The sequence below is a fragment of the Streptomyces sp. SAS_281 genome (genome assembly GCF_052542855.1).
The window spans coordinates 62,313-78,960 of record NZ_JBMNDO010000009.1; the positions used below are offsets into that span (position 1 = coordinate 62,313).

The following is a 16,648-nucleotide window of genomic DNA, read 5'->3' on the forward strand; positions in this document are numbered from 1 at the left end:
GAGTAGATGCCGGTTTGATCTGGAGAATGACACCCCTTTTGAGTGGCGAACACCCTCTACCCCTTGCCACTCGGAGGGAGGACGGTCCATGGGCAACCACGGGCGACGGCCCGTCGGCTACCCATCGGACTGCTTGCCACTCGATCGAGTGCCCGCCGCGGCACCGGCCTTGACACCGCCGGCCGGTGCGGAGCCCCCGCCCTTACCGCCCGCAGCGGGGGTCTCGAAAGACTCCAACGCCTCCAGCACATCCTGGACACGGGAGATCTCCGTGTTGATGTCCTCGCGCCGGCGCACCAGGACCTCCAGCTCGCGCCGGCCCTCGTCCACCATCCGCTTGGCCTCGGCCTCGGCGTCCGCCCGCAGCTTCTCGGCCTCGCGCACCAGACTGGCCTTCTTCTGCTCGGCCTCCTTCAGCAGCGACTCGGCCCGCTTCACGGCGGCGATCCTGACCTTGCTCGCCTCCGAGTTGGCGTCCGCCAGCAGCTCCTTGGACTTCTCCGCGGCCTCCTCGCGCTGCTCGGTGGCGGCCTTCATCAGCTTGTCGACGCGCTCGCCGACCGTCTTGACCTGCTCGGCCGTCTCCCGGCGCGCCCGGTCGTGCAGCTCCTGGACCTCGGTCTCCGCGCGGGTCTTCAGCTCCTCGGCCCGCTCCCGGATCTGCGTGGCGTCCCGGCGTGCGCCGACCAGCAGCTCGTCCGCGTCCGTCCGGGCCCGCTCCACCATCGCATTGCCCTCGACCGTCGCCTCGGAGGTGATCCGCACGGCCTCCTTGCGCGCCGCGCCGACCATCGCGTCGGCCTGCTCCTCGGCCTCCGTGGCCGCGCGCAGCGCCTCCTCCTGGGCCTTGGCGATGAGCTGGTCCGCCTGCTCCGCCGCGTCCGCCCGGCGCTTCGAAGCCGCCTCGCGCGCCTCGTCGAGCAGCCGGTCCGCCTCCTGGCGCGCCTCGGCCCGCATCTGCTCGGCGGCCGCCTCCGCGTCCGCCCGCAGCCGCTCCGACTCCTCCCGGGTGCGCGCCGCGTGCTCCTGGGCGGAGCCCACGGTGGCCGAAGCCTCCGCCCGCATCCGCTCCGCGTCGCCCGCCGCCTCGTCCACGGTCCGGGCCGCCTGGCGCTCCGCCTCCGTGCGCAGCCGTTCGGCCTCGGCGGTCGCCTCGGACACCAGCAGGTCGGCCTGGGCCGCCGCCTCGGTCCGCATCCGGTTGGCGTCCTCGCGGGCCTCCGCCCGGCTGCGCGCCGCGTCCTGCTCGGCGGACGCCAGCGCGTCCGAGGCCTCGGTGCGCATCCGCTGGCTGTACTCGGAGGTGTCGGCCCGCATCCGCTCGGACTCCGCGATCGCCTCGGAGACCGTACGCTCCGCCATCGCCTTCGCGGCGTCCGTCTCCTCCTTGGCCACCTGGCGGATGCGCGAGGCGTCCTCGCCCGCCCGCTCCCGCTCGGCGTGCGCGTCGGCCCGCAGCCGGTCGGCCTCCTCCTGGGCCTCCGACTTCGTCCGCTCCGCGACATGCTCCGCCGTCGAGCGCAGCCCGGCGATCTCCGCCTCGGCCTGCTCTTGGAGCCCGCTGACCGCGTCCCGCACCTGCTGGGCGGTCTGCTCGGCCGCCGCGACCAGCTCGGCCGCCCGGCTCTCCGCCTCGCCGGTCATACGCTGCGCCTCGGCCTGCGCCTCCTCGACCCGCTTGCGCGCGGAGGCCAGCAGCTCCTCGCTCTGCTCACGGGCGCGCTCGCGCTCCTGGCTCGCCTCGGAACGGGCCGCGTCCAGCGTCTCCTCGGCCTCGCGCCGGCGCCGGTTCGCCTCCTCCTGGGCGGCGGCCAGCGCCTCGGCGGCCTCCGTGCCCACCCGCTCCGCCGCCGCGGCGGCCTCCGACCGCATCCGGTGGGCGCTCTCCTGCGCCTCGGTCCGCAGCCGCTCCGCCTCGGTGGCGGCCTCGGTGCGCAGCCGTATGGCGACGGCCTCACTCTCGGCACGCGACTGCGAGGCGTCCGCCGCGGCCTCGTCGCGCAGCCGCTGGGCCTCGGCCTCCACCTGCTCCTGAAGCGTCCGCAGCCGCTCGGCGGACTCCGCGCGCAGCCGCTCGGACTCCTCGGCGGCCTCGCGCCGGATGCGCTCCGCCTCCGTACGCGCCTCGCCGAGCGCCTGCTCGGCCGCGGCGACCCGGGCCCCGGCCTCGTCCTTCAGCCGGGCCAGCTCGTCGGCCGCCTCCGACTGCCGGGCCGCGACCGCGAGCTCCGTCTCCTCGCGCAGCGCCGAGGCCGCCCGGTCCGCCGCGGTCCGCGCCGCCTCGGCCTGCTCCTCGGCCTCCGTGCGCAGCTGCTCCGCCTCGGCGCGGGCCCGGTCGAGCGCCTCCTCCGCCTGCTTGCGCAGCACGGCGGCCCGCTCCGTGGCCTCGGTCCGGACCCGCTCGCCCTCGGCGGTCGCGGTGCCGCGCAGCTCCTCCGCGTCGGCCTTGGCCTTCGCGAGCAGCTCCTCGGCGGTCTTCGCGCCCTCCTCGATCTGCTGGAGGGCCTCGCGGCGGGCCTCGCCCCGGATCCGCTCGCCCTCCGCGACCGCCTCGGCCCGCAGTTGCTCGGCCTCGCCGCGCAGCCGGCGCGCCTCCTCCTGGAGCTCGACCGTCTTGGCCCGGTACTCCTTGGTGTCGTCCTTGGCCGCGCCCTTGAGCTGGTCGGCCTGCTCGGCCGCCTCGCCGCGCAGCCGGTCCGCCTCGGCCTCGGCCTCGCGGCGGATGCGCTCGGCCTCCTCGCCCGCCGCCCGGGTGGCCGCCTTCGCGTCCTCGGACGCCTTGGTCAGGATCTCCTCGGCGGACCGGGCCGCCTTCGCGAGCTGGGCCGCCGCGTCCTCGGCGGCGGCGGTGCGCGCGGCCTCGGCCGCCTCGGCGCGCAGCCGCTCGGCCTCGGCACGGGCGTCCGCGAGCGCCTGCTCGGCCTCCGCCTTGAGGGTCTCGGACTCCTTGGTCGCCTCGCCGACCAGCCGGGCGATCTCCGTCTTGGCGGTCCGGGTGCGCTGCTCGTTCTGCGACTCGGCGGACGCCAGCCGCTTGACCGCGGCCTCCTTGGCCTCGGCGAGGACCTTCTCGGCCTCCAGACGCGCCTCGCGCAGCCCGGTCTCGGCCTCCTGCATGCGCTGCTCGGCGGCCCGGTTCAGCTCGGTCGTCCGCTGCCGGGTCTGCTCGGTCTCCGCGGTCGTCGTCAGCCGCAGCTGCTCCGCGTGGCTGGTGGCCTCCTGGGCCTGGCCGGCGGCGGCGGCGAGCATCCGCTCGGCGTCCTTGCGGGCGCGCGACAGGATCGACTCCGCCTCGGTCCGGGCGGACTCCGCCTCGGAGCCGATGCGCTGACGCGTCTCCTCGGCCAGCCGGGCGGCCTCGGCCCGGGCGGCGGCGAGCGCCTGCTCGGCCTCGGCCCGGGACTCCTCCATCAGGCGGCGGGCCTGCGACTCCGTCCGGGCCCGCAGCTGCTCGGCCCAGGCGACGTTCTCGTTGACGTGGGACTCGACGGTCTGGCGGCGCTCCGCCAGCTCCTGGTCGAGCTGCTGGCGGCGCTGCACCGCCTCGTTGTGCAGCTCGGCCTGGAGGCGGGCCTGGTGCTCGGCGTGCTCCTGGAGGATGCGCTGCGTCTGGGCGCGGGCGTCGCGCAGCTCGCGCTCGGCGTCGCTGCGCAGCTGCTCGGCCTGGATCTGGGCGTTCCGGAGCAGCTGCTCCGCCTGGTAGCCGATGTCCGCGCTGTCGTAGGCGGGACGCATCGCCAGACTGCGCCGTGCCTCGTGCAGCTTGGCCCGCAGGACCTCGACCTGGTAGCCGAGGTCCTCGGCGTGCTGGACGGCCTTCTCCCGGTCGGTCCTGAGCCGGTCCATCTCGGCCTCGAACCGCGAGAGATGGTCGTCTTCAGCTCGGTGGCTCTCCTGGCGTTCGTAGCCCCGCACTGCGCGGTCCCATCCTTCCCCGAGCTCTCAACGTTCGGGGAATGGTGACAGATCAACGGCTGGGGACGCGGCGCGCCCCCGACCCGGCCCCGGCCCGGAAGAGCCCACTCTACCGGGCGGGTATGGCTGGGGTCAGTGCTCCGTCTTCGCCGTGACCAGTTCGGTGAGGACGCCGTGGCAGTCCTTGGGGTGGAGGAAGGTGATCCTGGACCCCATCGAACCCGTCCTGGGCTCGTCGTACAGCACCCTGACCCCCTTCCCCCGGATGTCCGCGGCGTCCCCGTCGACGTCGGCCGTGCCGAACGCGATGTGGTGGACGCCCTCGCCGTTCTTGGCCAGCCATTTGCCCACGGCGGAGTCCTCCCGGATGGGCTCCAGGAGCTGGAGGTACGAGGCGCCGCCGTCGGACGTATCGTTGATCTTGAGCATGGCCTCGCGTACGCCCTGCTCCTCGTTGACCTCGGTGTGGAAGACCTCGAACCCGTAGGTCGAGCGGTAGAACTCGACGGTCGCGTCGAGGTCGGTACAGGCGATTCCGATGTGGTCGATTCGCGTCAGCATGGTACCAGTGCAGCGCGCTCCGGATGGTTACGCAACGTGCGCGCGATCACACCCGCTGCCGGATGACGCGGGCGGTACCGCTCAGTACATTCAAGTAAACCCTCGTTCACATCCAACCCAAGGGGCTGTGCCTCATGTCAGGAACGACCGGAACCACCTCCGTGATCGTCGCGGGCGCCCGGACGCCCATGGGCCGGCTCCTCGGCTCCCTGAAGAGCTTCTCGGCGGCCGACCTCGGCGGCTTCGCCATCAAGGCGGCGCTGGACCGGGCCGGCATCGGCGGCGACCAGGTCGAGTACGTGATCATGGGCCAGGTGCTCCAGGCCGGCGCGGGCCAGATCCCCGCCCGCCAGGCCGCGGTCAAGGCCGGCATCCCGATGAACGTCCCCGCGCTCACCGTCAACAAGGTGTGCCTCTCCGGGCTCGACGCCATCGCCCTGGCCGACCAGCTCATCCGCGCCGGTGAGTTCGACGTCGTCGTGGCCGGCGGCCAGGAGTCCATGACGAACGCCCCGCACCTGCTCCCGAAGTCCCGCGAGGGCCACAAGTACGGCGCGATCGAGATGCTGGACTCCATGGCGTACGACGGTCTCACCGACGCCTACGAGAGCATCCCGATGGGCGAGTCCACCGAGAAGCACAACACCCGCCTCGGCCTCGACCGCGCCGCGCAGGACGAGATCGGCGCCCAGTCCCACCAGCGCGCCGCCGCCGCCCAGAAGAACGGCCTGTTCGAGGCCGAGATCACTCCGGTGGAGATCCCGCAGCGCAAGGGCGACCCGGTCCTCTTCGCCAAGGACGAGGGCATCCGCCCCGAGACCACGGTGGAGTCCCTGGGCAAGCTGCGCCCGGCCTTCGCCAAGGACGGCACGATCACCGCGGGCACCTCCTCGCAGATCTCCGACGGCGCCGCCGCGGTCGTCGTCATGAGCAAGGCCAAGGCTGAGGAGCTGGGCCTGGAGTGGATCGCCGAGATCGGCGCCCACGGCAATGTGGCGGGCCCGGACAACTCGCTCCAGTCGCAGCCGTCCAACGCCATCCGGCACGCCCTGAAGAAGGAGGGCATCGGCGTCGAGGACCTGGACCTCATCGAGATCAACGAGGCCTTCGCGGCCGTCGCCGTCCAGTCCATGAAGGACCTCGGCGTCACCTCGGACAAGGTCAACGTCAACGGCGGCGCCATCGCGCTCGGCCACCCCATCGGCATGTCCGGCGCCCGCGTGGTGCTGCACCTGGCGCTGGAGCTCAAGCGGCGCGGCGGCGGCACCGGTGCGGCGGCGCTGTGCGGCGGCGGCGGCCAGGGCGACGCGCTGATCCTGCGCGTGCCGGGCAAGTAGAGCGGTACGGGAAAGAAGCGGCGAGCGGAGCGGAGCGGTGATGGTGGACGTCCCCACCCTGGTGGAGCAGGCCCGCGCGGGCGGACCGCGGGCGGTGGCCCGGCTCATCTCCCTGGTGGAGGGTGCCTCGCCGCAGCTGCGCGAGGTGATGGCGGCCCTGGCGCCGCTGGCGGGCAACGCGTACGTGGTCGGCCTGACCGGTTCGCCCGGCGTCGGCAAGTCCACGTCGACGTCGGCGCTCGTCTCCGCGTACCGGAAGCAGGGCAGGCGGGTCGCGGTGCTCGCCGTCGACCCGTCCTCGCCGTTCTCCGGCGGGGCGCTGCTCGGCGACCGGGTCCGGATGTCGGACCACGCGTCCGACCCGGGCGTCTACATCCGCTCCATGGCGACCCGCGGCCACCTCGGCGGCCTCGCCTGGGCGGCCCCGCAGGCGATCCGGGTGCTGGACGCGTCGGGCTTCGACGTGATCCTGGTGGAGACGGTGGGCGTCGGCCAGTCCGAGGTGGAGATCGCCTCGCAGGCCGACACCTCGGTCGTCCTCCTCGCCCCCGGCATGGGTGACGGCATCCAGGCCGCGAAGGCGGGGATCCTGGAGATCGGCGACGTCTACGTCGTGAACAAGGCGGACCGGGACGGCGCCGACGCCACCGCCCGCGAGCTCAACCACATGCTGGGCCTCGGGGAGTCCCGGGGCCCCGGCGACTGGCGGCCGCCGATCGTGAAGACGGTCGCCGCCCGGGGCGAGGGCGTCGACGAGGTGGTCGAGGCCCTGGAGAAGCACCGGGCGTGGATGGAGGAGCGCGGCGTCCTCGGCGAACGGAGGGCGGCCCGCGCCGCCCGCGAGGTCGAGGCGATCGCGGTCACCCGCCTCCGCGAACGCATCGGCACCCTGCACGGCGACCGCCGCCTGGACGCCCTCGCCGAACGCATCGTGGCCGGCCGCCTCGACCCGTACGCGGCGGCCGACGAGCTGGTGGCGGGGCTGACGGGCGAGGGCTGAGGGTCTCTCCCGGCGCGCGGGCCGCGCTCGCACCGCTGCGGTCACGATCAAGCCCCTCCGGCGATTGAGGAGCGGGGTCCGGTCACGGATCCGCGGCGGCAGGAGCGACATGCAGCCCCGCCGGCGTTTGAGGCGCGGGGTCCGGGGCGGCGCGCCGGTTCAGGGGAGGGGAGGGGCGGGGAACAGGACCGCCGCGGGCGCGACGCACGCGCGCCGCCCCTCCCACCGCATCCCTACCGCTGCCCCCGCAGGTGCTCCGCCACCGGCGTCAACGCCGCCCGCAACTCCGCCAGCGCCTCCGTGGACAGCAGATCCATGAAGTGCCGCCGCACGGACGCCACATGATGCGGCGCCACCCGCCGCATCGTGTCCGCGCCGTCCTCCGTCAGCACCGCGTACAACCCCCGCCGGTCCGACTCGCAGTTCTCCCGGCGGACGAGACCCGCGCTCTCCATGCGGGTGATCTGGTGCGAGAGCCGGCTCTTGGACTGCAGGGTCGCGCCCGCGAGGTCGCTCATCCGCATCCGCCGGTCCTCGGACTCCGAGAGGTTGACGAGGATCTCGTAGTCGTTCATGGTCAGCCCGAACGGCTGGAGGTCCTTTTCCAGCTGGTAGGTCAGCAGCCTGCTGACGTCCAGGTGGGTGCGCCAGGTGCACTGCTCTGCATCGCTCAGCCAGCGGGTGGCCGTCTCGGTCTCCATGTATGGATTCTACCTAAGAAGTTGAAAGCCGGACGAAGTGTGAGGGTGTGACACCCGGCACCGCACCGTCCGCGTGGGCGGACCGCACCGGGGCGCAGACGTTCGACGTCACACTCCGCAGACTACCGCTCACAAACCGAAGCGACGCTGGAGGTCCCCCAGCTGACCCGGTGCCCGGGGTGTCTGGCCCGGCCGGGCACCGCCACCCGGCACCCCCGCCTGCTGCGGCACCGCCCCGGAAGGCTGTTCGGCCATCAGCGCCTCGGAGGACTGGAGCAGCACCGTGCCGGCGCCGACGAACTCGAACTGGTGCTCCTCGCCCGAGGCGCCGCCGATCCCGGTCAGCCCGCGCAGCCCGCCCAGGAGGCCGGTCATGTAGCCGTGGTCGTAGTGGTGGCAGGGGGACGGGCAGTCCGCCCAGCCGACCAGCGCCTGCGGGTCCACCCGCAGCGGGGGCTCCATGAAGACCACCGGACCGTTGGACGCGGCGACGAACTTGCCCGTGCCGATCAGCGTCAGGAAGCCGGGCACGATCGACTGCTTCAGCGCCAGCGACGGCTGGTACGCGAGCAGGTTGCCGGACCGGATCGTCAGGTTCCCGTCGTCCAGGTCGAAGGAGTTCACGTCGAACGCCCGGTCGGCGAGCAGCATCTTGCCGCTGCCCTCGGCCACCACCCAGTCGCTCGCGTGCAGCGGCGAGTGGAAGCTCGACCGGACCAGCCGCTCGAAGCGGCCGTGCCCGATGCCGTCGAAGTTGATCTGCCCGTAGTAGGCGATCATCTTGCCCTTCTGGAGGAACCACTGGCTCCCCTTGAGCTCCACGCAGAAGGTGTACGCGTTGACGTTGTCGTCCGCCGGCAGCGTCATCGGGTCGAAGACCACGGGCCCGTTCACAGCTTCTCCTCCGACGCCTGGACGTACACCGCACCACTGCCGCTCAGCTCCAGCTGGAAGCCCTCGCCCGAGCCGCGTCCCACCATCTCGCGCCAGCCGAGCGCGGTGGAGAGCTTGTTGCGCACATCGCCGTGGTGGGCGACGTACGCCTGCGGGTCGACGTGCACGTCGCGCCCCGGGGTGATCGGCAGCTCGATCACCCCGCCGTGCGCCATCACGGCCACCGCGCCGTGCCCCTGGAGCGTCGTGGTGAACAGGCCCTGCCCGGTCACCTGGCCGCGCACCATGCCCATCACCCCGCCCTGCGAGCCCATGAACATCGTGCCCTGCTGGAGCGTCCCGTCGAAGGCGAGCAGCCGGTCCGCCTCCACGTAGAGGGTGTCCCCGGAGAGGTTGATCACGTGGATGTGGTGGCCGCCGTGGCCGAACATCACCGTGCCGTTGCCCTCGACCGTCATCAGCGGGGTCGCCTCGTTCGCCAGCCGGCGGCCGATCATCGACATCATGCCGCCCTGCCCGCCCTGGATGTTCGGTGTGAACGCCACCTCACCCCGGTACGCGAGCATCGCCCCGCGCTGGCTGAACATCTTCTGGCCGGGGATCACCGTCGCCTCGACCATCTTCGAGTTGATCTCACGGAACGGCATCAGACGTTGCCCCCGATCGTGTTCCGCTCGCTGGGCTGCACGTAGACGAGGCCGTCGCCCTCGAAACGGATCTGGAAGGACTCGCCGGAGCCCTCGCCCATCAGCGTCCGGAAGTTCACCCCGGACTGGAAGTGCTGCTGGAGGCTGCCCTGGTGGGCGATGTACGCGCCCGGGTCGACGAACAGCGGGTACTGGGGGGAGACCCGCAGCACCACGGCCGTGCCGTCCGACATGATCGCCGCCTGGCCGGTCCCCTCCACGGTGGTGGTGAACAGGCCGTTGCCCGTCGCCCCGCCGCGCAGCCCGGTGAACGTGGTGCCGGTGCGCAGCCCCGCGTCCGTGCAGAGCAGATTGCTCGCCTCGACGTACAGCTTGTCGCCGTGCAGCGAGACGAGGTTGATCTCGCTCGCCCGGTCCGCGAAGTAGCAGGTGCCCTGTCCGGTGACCTGCATCACGGCCATCGACTCACCGGTCAGCCTGCGGGTCACCATCCCGCGCAGTCCCTCACCGCCGCCCGTCATCTTCTTGAACGCCATCTGGCCCTCGTACGCGACCATCGAGCCGTTCTTCGCCTTGACGGCATCGCCTGCCAGATCGACGGCGAGCGTCTTGCTTCCCTGGAGCCGGAACATTGCCACCCTGCGAAAATAGCCGCAGCCACCGCCGCCGGAACAGGGGCAGTCGTGCCATCGGGCGCCCGTGACCGCCCCTGATACGCATCCGGTACGGGACGCGGACGCGATCGGGACGTATGTCGTACGGAACCCCGCGGGCGCGTACCGCTCCCCGCCGGACCCCCTGCCGGGCGGGCCCGCCCGCGATGTCACAATGGGTGCCGCTTGTGCGTGCGTTCACAAGCTGTCACGCCCCTCCCACCGAAGGTGCCCCCGTGGACATCAAGACCGCCACCGCCCTGCACCGGCTGCGCCTCATCTCGATTCCCGAGGCGCTGTCCTTCCCGGCGCTGATCCTCTTCGGCTCGGTGCTGAGCCGGGTCTCCGGCATCGACTACCTGATGATGCCGCTGGGCATGCTGCACGGCGTGCTCTTCGTGATCTACGTCGTCCTGCTGCTCGACGTGTGGGCGAAGACCAAGTGGCCGCTGAAGCGCGTCGCGTTCTTCTTCCTGCTGTGCGTGCTGCCGTTCGGCGGTCTGTACGGCGACAAGGTGCTCAAGCGCTACGAGGCGGACAGCGTCATCGCCGCCCGGGCCCGCCGCGAAGGCACGGTCAGCGCATGATCGTCGCCTTCTCCGTCAGCCCGCTCGGGGTGGGCGAGGACGTCGGCGAGTACGTCGCCGACGCCGTCCGGGTCGTCCGCGAGTCCGGCCTGCCCAACCGCACGGACGCCATGTTCACCTCCGTCGAGGGGGAGTGGGACGAGGTCATGGACGTGGTGAAGCGTGCCGTGGCCGCCGTCGAGGCGCGGGCCGGGCGGGTCTCCCTGGTCCTGAAGGCGGACATCCGCCCCGGGGTCACCGACGGGCTCACCTCCAAGGTGGAGACCGTCGAGCGGTACCTCGCGGAGTGACCCCGCGCCTCCGACGAGCCCCTGCCGGTCCCGGCGGGGGCTCTCCTCATTCCGGCACCGCGAGCGCGATCCCCAGCGGCGTCCGCTCGTACAGCACCTGGTGCCCGTAGCGGCGGGAGGTCAGCAGCCCCGCAGCCCGCAGCACCGACAGGTGCTCCGACACCGACGACGGCGCCAGGCCCAGCCGGTGCGCGAGCGCACTCGTCCCCGCCGGCTCGTCCAGCGCGCACAGGACGTCCGCCCGCGCCCGCCCGAGCAGCCGCGCCAGCGCCTCCGGGGCGCTCGTGCCCGGTTCCGTCCACAGGCCCCCGATGCCGCGCGCCGGGTAGACGACGGCCGGCAGCCAGGGGGCCTCGAACCCGCCGATCGTGGCCGGCCAGACGAACACGGACGGCATCAGCACCAGCCCCTGGCCGCCCAGCACCCGGGAGTGCGGGCTCTTCGTGTCGGTGATGGTCAGCGTGGAGCCCGACCAGCGCAGCCGGGGGCTCAGCTCGCCGAGCAGCCGCTCGAAACCGACCGCCGCCAGCCGCCGCGAGTGGTACGCCACATCCGCCTCCAGGAGTGCGCGCAGCCGGGGCCAGTGCGGCGCGACCAGCACCTCCCAGGCCCGCTCCAGCAGGTCCGCCAGCTCCCGCAGGCTCCGCGCCGGGTCGGCCAGCAGCGCCTGCCCGGCCGGCGAGCCCAGCGCCCCGGGCCGGTTCCGCAGCGAGGCCGCGATGTCCTGGCGGACCAGCTCCGGCTCGACCGCCCGCACCGCCGCGATCTCCTCCTCGAACGAGGCGAGCGGCCCCACGGGCGGCGGCGAGAAGAAGTCCGGACAGTGCCCGCCGTCCGGCATCAGCAGCCACAGCGGCTCCAGTTCGAGCCCGGCCGCCGCGTCCCGGATCCGGCGCAGCCACGGCAGGTGGTAGCCCTGCTGTTCCGGCCGCGCCAGCACCCTTACGGCGGCCTGCGTCTCCCAGAGCGGCGAGAGGGCGAAGCGGCAGCGCAGCAGGTCGCTCCCGTCGAAATGCAACTGGGAGGACACGGGCGCACCCCGGGAAGATTCGGCTGGGACCGAAAGTCTACGGTCCCGGCGGCCGGTCCCACAGGCTTGGCCCATGCCGAGAGACACCACCGATCCCCGGGCGGGCCGCCCCACCCCCGACACCCCGGACCCCGCCACCGCCGGACCGGTCCCTCTCCCGGCCCCGCCCCCGGAGCGCGCCGGCCCCCCTGACCCGAGCGGACCGGCCGCGCCCCGGGAGCGGGCTCCTGGGACGGGCCCCCGCGGCTACGGCGCCGTCTTCGCCGTACGCGAGTTCCGCGCGGTCTTCGCCGCGCACCTGCTCTCGCTGCTCGGCGTGATCGTCAGCGAACTCGCGCTCACCGTCCTCGTCTACGACCTCACCTCGTCGCCCCTGCTCAGCGCCCTCACCTTCGCGCTCGGCATGCTCCCGTACCTCGTCGGCGGGACCCTGCTCGCCGGCATCGCCGACCGCTACCCGGCCCGCCGGGTCCTGGTCACCTGCGATCTGGTCTGCGCGGTCTGCGTCGCCGTGATGGTGGTGCCGGGCACCCCGGTCGCCGGGCTGCTGGTGCTGCGCTGCCTGGTCGCCGCCGTCTCGCCGGTCTTCACCGGGACGCGGATGGCCGCGCTCACCGACATCCTCGGCGAGGGCGAGCTGTTCGTGCTGGGGCGCTCGCTGCTGCGGATCGTCTCGCAGGGGTCGCTGCTCGCCGGTTTCGGTGTCGGCGGGATGCTGCTGACCGTGGTCTCCCCGCGCGGCGCGATCACGACCACCGTCGCCACCTTCCTCTGCTCGGCCGCGCTGCTGCGCCTCGGCACCCGCGACCGCCCCGCCCGTGCGAGGGACGGTGGCGGTTCCTCGCTGCTGCGGGAGTCCCTGTCCGGTGCCCGGCTGGTCCTCGGCCACCGCCGCGTCCGGGCGCTGCTGCTGCTGTTCTGGCTGCCGCCGATGTTCGTCGTCGCCCCGGAGGCGGTCGCCGCGCCGTACGCGGACGAGATCGGCGTCGGGCCGGCCGCGCTCGGGCTGCTGATGTGCGCGATGCCCGTCGGTCACATCGCCTCCGAGCTGTACGCGGGCTCCGCGCTCCAACCGCGCACCCGCGAGCGGATCGTGCTGCCGCTGGCCGCCGCGGGTCTGCTGCCGCTCGCGGTGTACGCGCTGACGCCGGGCGTCGCGGGGGCGGCCGCCGCGCTCGTGGTGACCGGTGCCTCCTCCGCGTACGTCATCGGCCTGGACCAGTGGTTCGTGGCGGCCGTCCCGGAGGAGCTGCGCGGGCGGGCGATGACCCTGCTCACCGCCGGGCTCATGACGCTCCAGGGGGTCGGGATGGCGCTCACCGGGCTGGCGGCCGAGTTCTTCCCGGTGCACCGGGTCGTCGCCGGGGCGGCCGTCCTCGGCACGCTCTGCCTGCTCGCTCTCGCCGTCGAGGTCCGCGCGACCGCACCCGGGGGCGAGGCCCGGACCGAAGTGCGAGACGGGGAGGACCGCCAAGTTCCCCATGGGTAAGGTCGTGGCCGTGCCGAAGCCGCTCAGTCTCCCCTTCGATCCCATCGCCCGCGCCGACGAGCTCTGGCAGCAGCGCTGGGGCCCGGTCCCGTCCATGGGAGCGATCACCTCGATCATGCGGGCGCAGCAGATCCTGCTCGCCGAGGTCGACGCGGTGGTCAAGCCGTACGGACTGACCTTTGCGCGGTACGAGGCGCTGGTGCTGCTCACCTTCTCCAAGGCGGGCGAGCTGCCGATGTCCAAGATCGGCGAGCGGCTGATGGTCCACCCGACGTCCGTGACGAACACGGTGGACCGGCTGGTGCGCTCCGGCCTGGTCGACAAGCGCCCGAACCCCAACGACGGGCGGGGCACGCTGGCCTCGATCACGGACAAGGGGCGCGAGGTCGTGGAGTCGGCCACCCGGGACCTGGTCGCGATGGAGTTCGGACTCGGGGTGTACGACGCCGAGGAGTGCGCCGAGATCTTCGCTCTGCTGCGGCCGCTGCGCATCGCCGCGCAGGACTTCGAGGAGATCTGAGAGGCGCGGTTCCGGTGCCCGGCCCGCTGCAAGATCGCCCCGGACGTCCGGTTACGCTCGTTGGCATGAAACGCAGTGTGCTGACCCGATACCGGGTGATGGCTTACGTCACCGCCGTCATGTTGCTGATCCTCTGCGTGTGCATGATCTTCAAATACGGTTTCGACAAGGGCGAGGGTCTGACGCTCGTCGTCTCCCAGGTCCACGGCGTGCTGTACATCATCTACCTGATCTTCGCCTTCGACCTGGGCTCCAAGGCGAAGTGGCCGATGGGCAAGCTGCTCTGGGTGCTGATCGCGGGCACGATCCCGACGGCCGCGTTCTTCGTGGAGCGCAAGGTCGTCCGCGAGGTCGAGCCGCTGCTCGCGGGCCCGGCGCCGGCGGCCCCCGCGAACGCCTGAGCAGACCTCCGAACCGCCCCGCGCGAAGCACCGGGCGGTTTGTCATCGACATTTACTAGGACGTCCTAGTAAATTGGACGGCATGGACGCTGACGCGATCGAGGAAGGCCGCCGCCGCTGGCAGGCCCGTTACGACAAGGCCCGCAAGCGTGACGCGGACTTCACCACGCTGTCCGGGGATCCGGTGGAGCCGGTCTACGGCCCCCGCCCCGGGGACGCGTACGAGGGCTTCGAGCGGATCGGCTGGCCCGGCGAGTACCCCTTCACCCGGGGGCTCCACCCGACCGGCTACCGGGGCCGCACCTGGACCATCCGCCAGTTCGCCGGCTTCGGCAACGCCGAGCAGACGAACGAGCGCTACAAGATGATCCTGGCCGCCGGCGGCGGCGGACTCAGCGTGGCCTTCGACATGCCGACCCTGATGGGCCGCGACTCCGACGACCCGCGCGCCCTCGGCGAGGTCGGCCACTGCGGTGTCGCCATCGACTCCGCCGCCGACATGGAGGTCCTGTTCCAGGACATCCCGCTCGGTGACGTCACGACGTCGATGACGATCAGCGGCCCGGCCGTCCCGGTCTTCTGCATGTACCTGGTCGCCGCGGAGCGCCAGGGCGTCGACCCGGCCGTCCTCAACGGCACGCTCCAGACGGACATCTTCAAGGAGTACATCGCGCAGAAGGAGTGGCTGTTCCAGCCCGAGCCCCATCTGCGCCTCATCGGCGACCTGATGGAGCACTGCGCGAGCTCCATCCCCGCGTACAAGCCGCTCTCCGTCTCCGGCTACCACATCCGCGAGGCCGGGGCGACGGCCGCGCAGGAGCTGGCGTACACCCTCGCCGACGGCTTCGGCTACGTGGAGCTCGGCCTCTCGCGCGGGCTCGACGTCGACACCTTCGCGCCCGGCCTGTCCTTCTTCTTCGACGCGCACCTCGACTTCTTCGAGGAGATCGCCAAGTTCCGCGCCGCCCGCCGCATCTGGGCCCGCTGGATGAAGGAGACGTACGGCGCGAAGACCGACAAGGCGCAGTGGCTGCGCTTCCACACCCAGACCGCCGGGGTCTCCCTCACCGCGCAGCAGCCGTACAACAACGTCGTACGCACCGCGGTGGAGGCCCTGTCCGCCGTCCTCGGCGGTACCAACTCGCTGCACACCAACGCCCTCGACGAGACCCTGGCGCTCCCCTCCGAGCAGGCCGCCGAGATCGCGCTGCGCACCCAGCAGGTCCTGATGGAAGAGACCGGCGTCGCCAACGTGGCCGACCCGCTGGGCGGTTCCTGGTACGTGGAGCAGCTCACCGACCGCATCGAGGCCGACGCAGAGAAGATCTTCGAGCAGATCAAGGAGCGCGGCACCCGCGCCCACCCCGACGGCCGGCACCCGGTCGGCCCGATCACCTCCGGCATCCTGCGCGGCATCGAGGACGGCTGGTTCACCGGCGAGATCGCGGAGTCCGCGTTCCGCTACCAGCAGGCCCTGGAGAAGGGCGAGAAGAAGGTCGTCGGCGTCAACGTGGCGCACGGCTCGGTCACCGGCGACCTGGAGATCCTGCGCGTCAGCCACGAGGTCGAGCGCGAGCAGGTCCGCGTCCTCGCCGGCCGCAAGGAGGCCCGCGACGACGCCCGGGTCAGGAGCGCCCTGGACGCGATGCTGGCCGCCGCCCGCGACGGCTCCAACATGATCGCGCCGATGCTCGACGCGGTCCGCGCGGAGGCGACCCTCGGCGAGATCTGCGGCGTCCTGCGCGACGAGTGGGGCGTCTACACGGAGCCCGCGGGCTTCTGACGCACCGGCTGTCCGGCGGCCGCGCCCAGCCCCGCCAGCAGCAGCAGGGTGAAGCGCCGGGCCCAGTCGGCATCGACGGGCTCGGCGCTCACCAGTGTCCGGTGCACCACCGCACCGGCGATCACATCGAAGATCAGGTCCGCCGTCAGGTCCGCCGTGGCCTCGTCCGGCTCCACGGGCAGCTCGCCGCGCTCCTGCGCCCGCCGCCGCCCCTGGAGCACGAGCCGCTTCTGCCGGTTGACGATCGAGTCGCGGATCCGGGCCCGCAGCGCCTCGTCCCGCGTGGACTCGGCGACCACCGCCATCAGCGCGGTCCGGGTCTCCGGCCGGTCGAGCAGCGCCGCGAACTGGAGCACGACCGCCTCGACATCGGCGGCCAGGCTGCCCAGGTCCGGCATCTCCAGCTCGTCGAAGAGGACCGCGACCGCGTCCACGACCAGCTCGTTCTTGCCCGCCCAGCGCCGGTACAGGGTCGTCTTGGCGACTCCGGCCCGCGTCGCCACGTCCCCCATGGTCAGCTTCGACCACCCGAGGTCCACGAGCGAGGCTCTGGTCGCCTCCAGAATCGCCTCGTCGGCCTCGGCGCTGCGCGGGCGTCCCGATCGTGCGGGTTTGGGGTGGCTGCGGCTGAGCATGCGGCGACCATACCCGTCAGTAGGTAAATCCGACCGGCCTCGGAAGCCGTGAGACAGATCACCGAACACTCTTGTGCGCCAGGGGGCGTGGCCAGTTACGCTACGGGTCGTAGCGTAAGGCGACGGTCCGGACCGTCGTGGACGCCACGAACGAACGACAGCCACAGGCGCCGGGTGGGGACCGGGCGCCGAACCGGGTCTTTCA

The 16,648-nt window shown here is 72.6% G+C and carries 16 protein-coding genes; 8 read left to right on the forward strand and 8 right to left on the reverse strand.

The features are described from left to right. Positions 1 to 117 precede the first annotated feature (117 nt). Both scy and mce read right to left on the reverse strand, forming a co-directional pair. The gene (gene scy / locus ACN6LM_RS05835) at positions 118 to 3,915 is read right to left on the reverse strand and encodes a polarized growth protein Scy (RefSeq protein WP_445064178.1); all 3,798 of its coding nucleotides are present in this window, start codon (positions 3,913 to 3,915) and stop codon (positions 118 to 120) included. A gap of 132 nt (positions 3,916 to 4,047) precedes the next feature. Continuing rightward, a complete protein-coding gene (mce, locus tag ACN6LM_RS05840) occupies positions 4,048 to 4,476 on the reverse strand; it encodes a methylmalonyl-CoA epimerase (RefSeq protein ID WP_445064179.1) in 429 nt (142 codons plus the stop codon). A gap of 134 nt (positions 4,477 to 4,610) precedes the next feature. Here mce and ACN6LM_RS05845 point away from each other — a divergent pair, with 134 nt between their 5' ends. Both ACN6LM_RS05845 and meaB read left to right on the forward strand, forming a co-directional pair. Further along, on the forward strand, positions 4,611 to 5,813 hold the full coding sequence (locus tag ACN6LM_RS05845; RefSeq protein ID WP_445064180.1) for an acetyl-CoA C-acetyltransferase: 1,203 nt from the start codon (positions 4,611 to 4,613) through the stop codon (positions 5,811 to 5,813). Positions 5,814 to 5,853: 40 nt separating this feature from the next. Further along, positions 5,854 to 6,813, forward strand: coding sequence for a methylmalonyl Co-A mutase-associated GTPase MeaB (gene meaB, locus ACN6LM_RS05850; RefSeq protein WP_445064181.1), 960 nt, complete (start codon positions 5,854 to 5,856; stop codon positions 6,811 to 6,813). 233 nt (positions 6,814 to 7,046) lie between these two features. Here the strand turns inward: meaB and ACN6LM_RS05855 are convergent, their stop codons facing one another. The 4 genes from ACN6LM_RS05855 to ACN6LM_RS05870 all read right to left on the reverse strand — a co-directional run bounded on the left by ACN6LM_RS05855 (position 7,047) and on the right by ACN6LM_RS05870 (position 9,687). Continuing rightward, positions 7,047 to 7,514 (reverse strand): MarR family winged helix-turn-helix transcriptional regulator, encoded by a 468-nt coding sequence (locus tag ACN6LM_RS05855; RefSeq protein ID WP_445064182.1) that lies wholly within the window; start codon positions 7,512 to 7,514, stop codon positions 7,047 to 7,049. 129 nt (positions 7,515 to 7,643) lie between these two features. Next, entirely contained in the window at positions 7,644 to 8,408 is a 765-nt protein-coding gene (locus tag ACN6LM_RS05860) for an AIM24 family protein (protein ID WP_445064183.1), read from the reverse strand. After that, entirely contained in the window at positions 8,405 to 9,055 is a 651-nt protein-coding gene (locus tag ACN6LM_RS05865; RefSeq protein ID WP_445064184.1) for an AIM24 family protein, read from the reverse strand. Before ACN6LM_RS05865 ends, ACN6LM_RS05860 begins: the two co-directional genes overlap by 4 nt. Continuing rightward, on the reverse strand, positions 9,055 to 9,687 hold the full coding sequence (locus ACN6LM_RS05870) for an AIM24 family protein (RefSeq protein ID WP_445064204.1): 633 nt from the start codon (positions 9,685 to 9,687) through the stop codon (positions 9,055 to 9,057). The genes ACN6LM_RS05865 and ACN6LM_RS05870 overlap by 1 nt, the downstream gene beginning before the upstream one ends. A 257-nt stretch (positions 9,688 to 9,944) precedes the next feature. Between ACN6LM_RS05870 and ACN6LM_RS05875 the strand changes: the two genes are divergently transcribed. Together ACN6LM_RS05875 and ACN6LM_RS05880 are read left to right on the forward strand one after the other, a co-directional pair. Next, positions 9,945 to 10,295: a DUF3817 domain-containing protein gene (locus tag ACN6LM_RS05875; protein ID WP_445064185.1), complete on the forward strand. Its 351-nt coding sequence runs from the start codon at positions 9,945 to 9,947 to the stop codon at positions 10,293 to 10,295. Beyond that, on the forward strand, positions 10,292 to 10,585 hold the full coding sequence (locus tag ACN6LM_RS05880; RefSeq protein ID WP_143619700.1) for an MTH1187 family thiamine-binding protein: 294 nt from the start codon (positions 10,292 to 10,294) through the stop codon (positions 10,583 to 10,585). Before ACN6LM_RS05875 ends, ACN6LM_RS05880 begins: the two co-directional genes overlap by 4 nt. A gap of 46 nt (positions 10,586 to 10,631) precedes the next feature. Here the strand turns inward: ACN6LM_RS05880 and ACN6LM_RS05885 are convergent, their stop codons facing one another. Then, positions 10,632 to 11,615, reverse strand: coding sequence for a DUF5937 family protein (locus ACN6LM_RS05885; RefSeq protein WP_445064186.1), 984 nt, complete (start codon positions 11,613 to 11,615; stop codon positions 10,632 to 10,634). Between the two features lie 73 nt (positions 11,616 to 11,688). Here ACN6LM_RS05885 and ACN6LM_RS05890 point away from each other — a divergent pair, with 73 nt between their 5' ends. The 4 genes from ACN6LM_RS05890 to ACN6LM_RS05905 all read left to right on the forward strand — a co-directional run bounded on the left by ACN6LM_RS05890 (position 11,689) and on the right by ACN6LM_RS05905 (position 15,808). Continuing rightward, positions 11,689 to 13,104, forward strand: coding sequence for an MFS transporter (locus ACN6LM_RS05890; protein WP_445064187.1), 1,416 nt, complete (start codon positions 11,689 to 11,691; stop codon positions 13,102 to 13,104). Between the two features lie 10 nt (positions 13,105 to 13,114). Next, entirely contained in the window at positions 13,115 to 13,624 is a 510-nt protein-coding gene (locus ACN6LM_RS05895) for a MarR family winged helix-turn-helix transcriptional regulator (RefSeq protein ID WP_026171455.1), read from the forward strand. Positions 13,625 to 13,689: 65 nt separating this feature from the next. Beyond that, positions 13,690 to 14,025 carry a DUF3817 domain-containing protein gene (locus tag ACN6LM_RS05900; protein ID WP_445064188.1) on the forward strand — a complete coding sequence of 112 codons (336 nt, stop codon included), beginning with the start codon at positions 13,690 to 13,692 and terminating at the stop codon, positions 14,023 to 14,025. Positions 14,026 to 14,107: 82 nt separating this feature from the next. After that, positions 14,108 to 15,808, forward strand: coding sequence for an acyl-CoA mutase large subunit family protein (locus ACN6LM_RS05905; RefSeq protein WP_445064189.1), 1,701 nt, complete (start codon positions 14,108 to 14,110; stop codon positions 15,806 to 15,808). Here the strand turns inward: ACN6LM_RS05905 and ACN6LM_RS05910 are convergent. Beyond that, positions 15,784 to 16,443, reverse strand: coding sequence for a TetR/AcrR family transcriptional regulator (locus ACN6LM_RS05910; protein WP_164400279.1), 660 nt, complete (start codon positions 16,441 to 16,443; stop codon positions 15,784 to 15,786). The genes ACN6LM_RS05905 and ACN6LM_RS05910 overlap by 25 nt on opposite strands. Between the last annotated feature and the right edge of the window lie 205 nt (positions 16,444 to 16,648).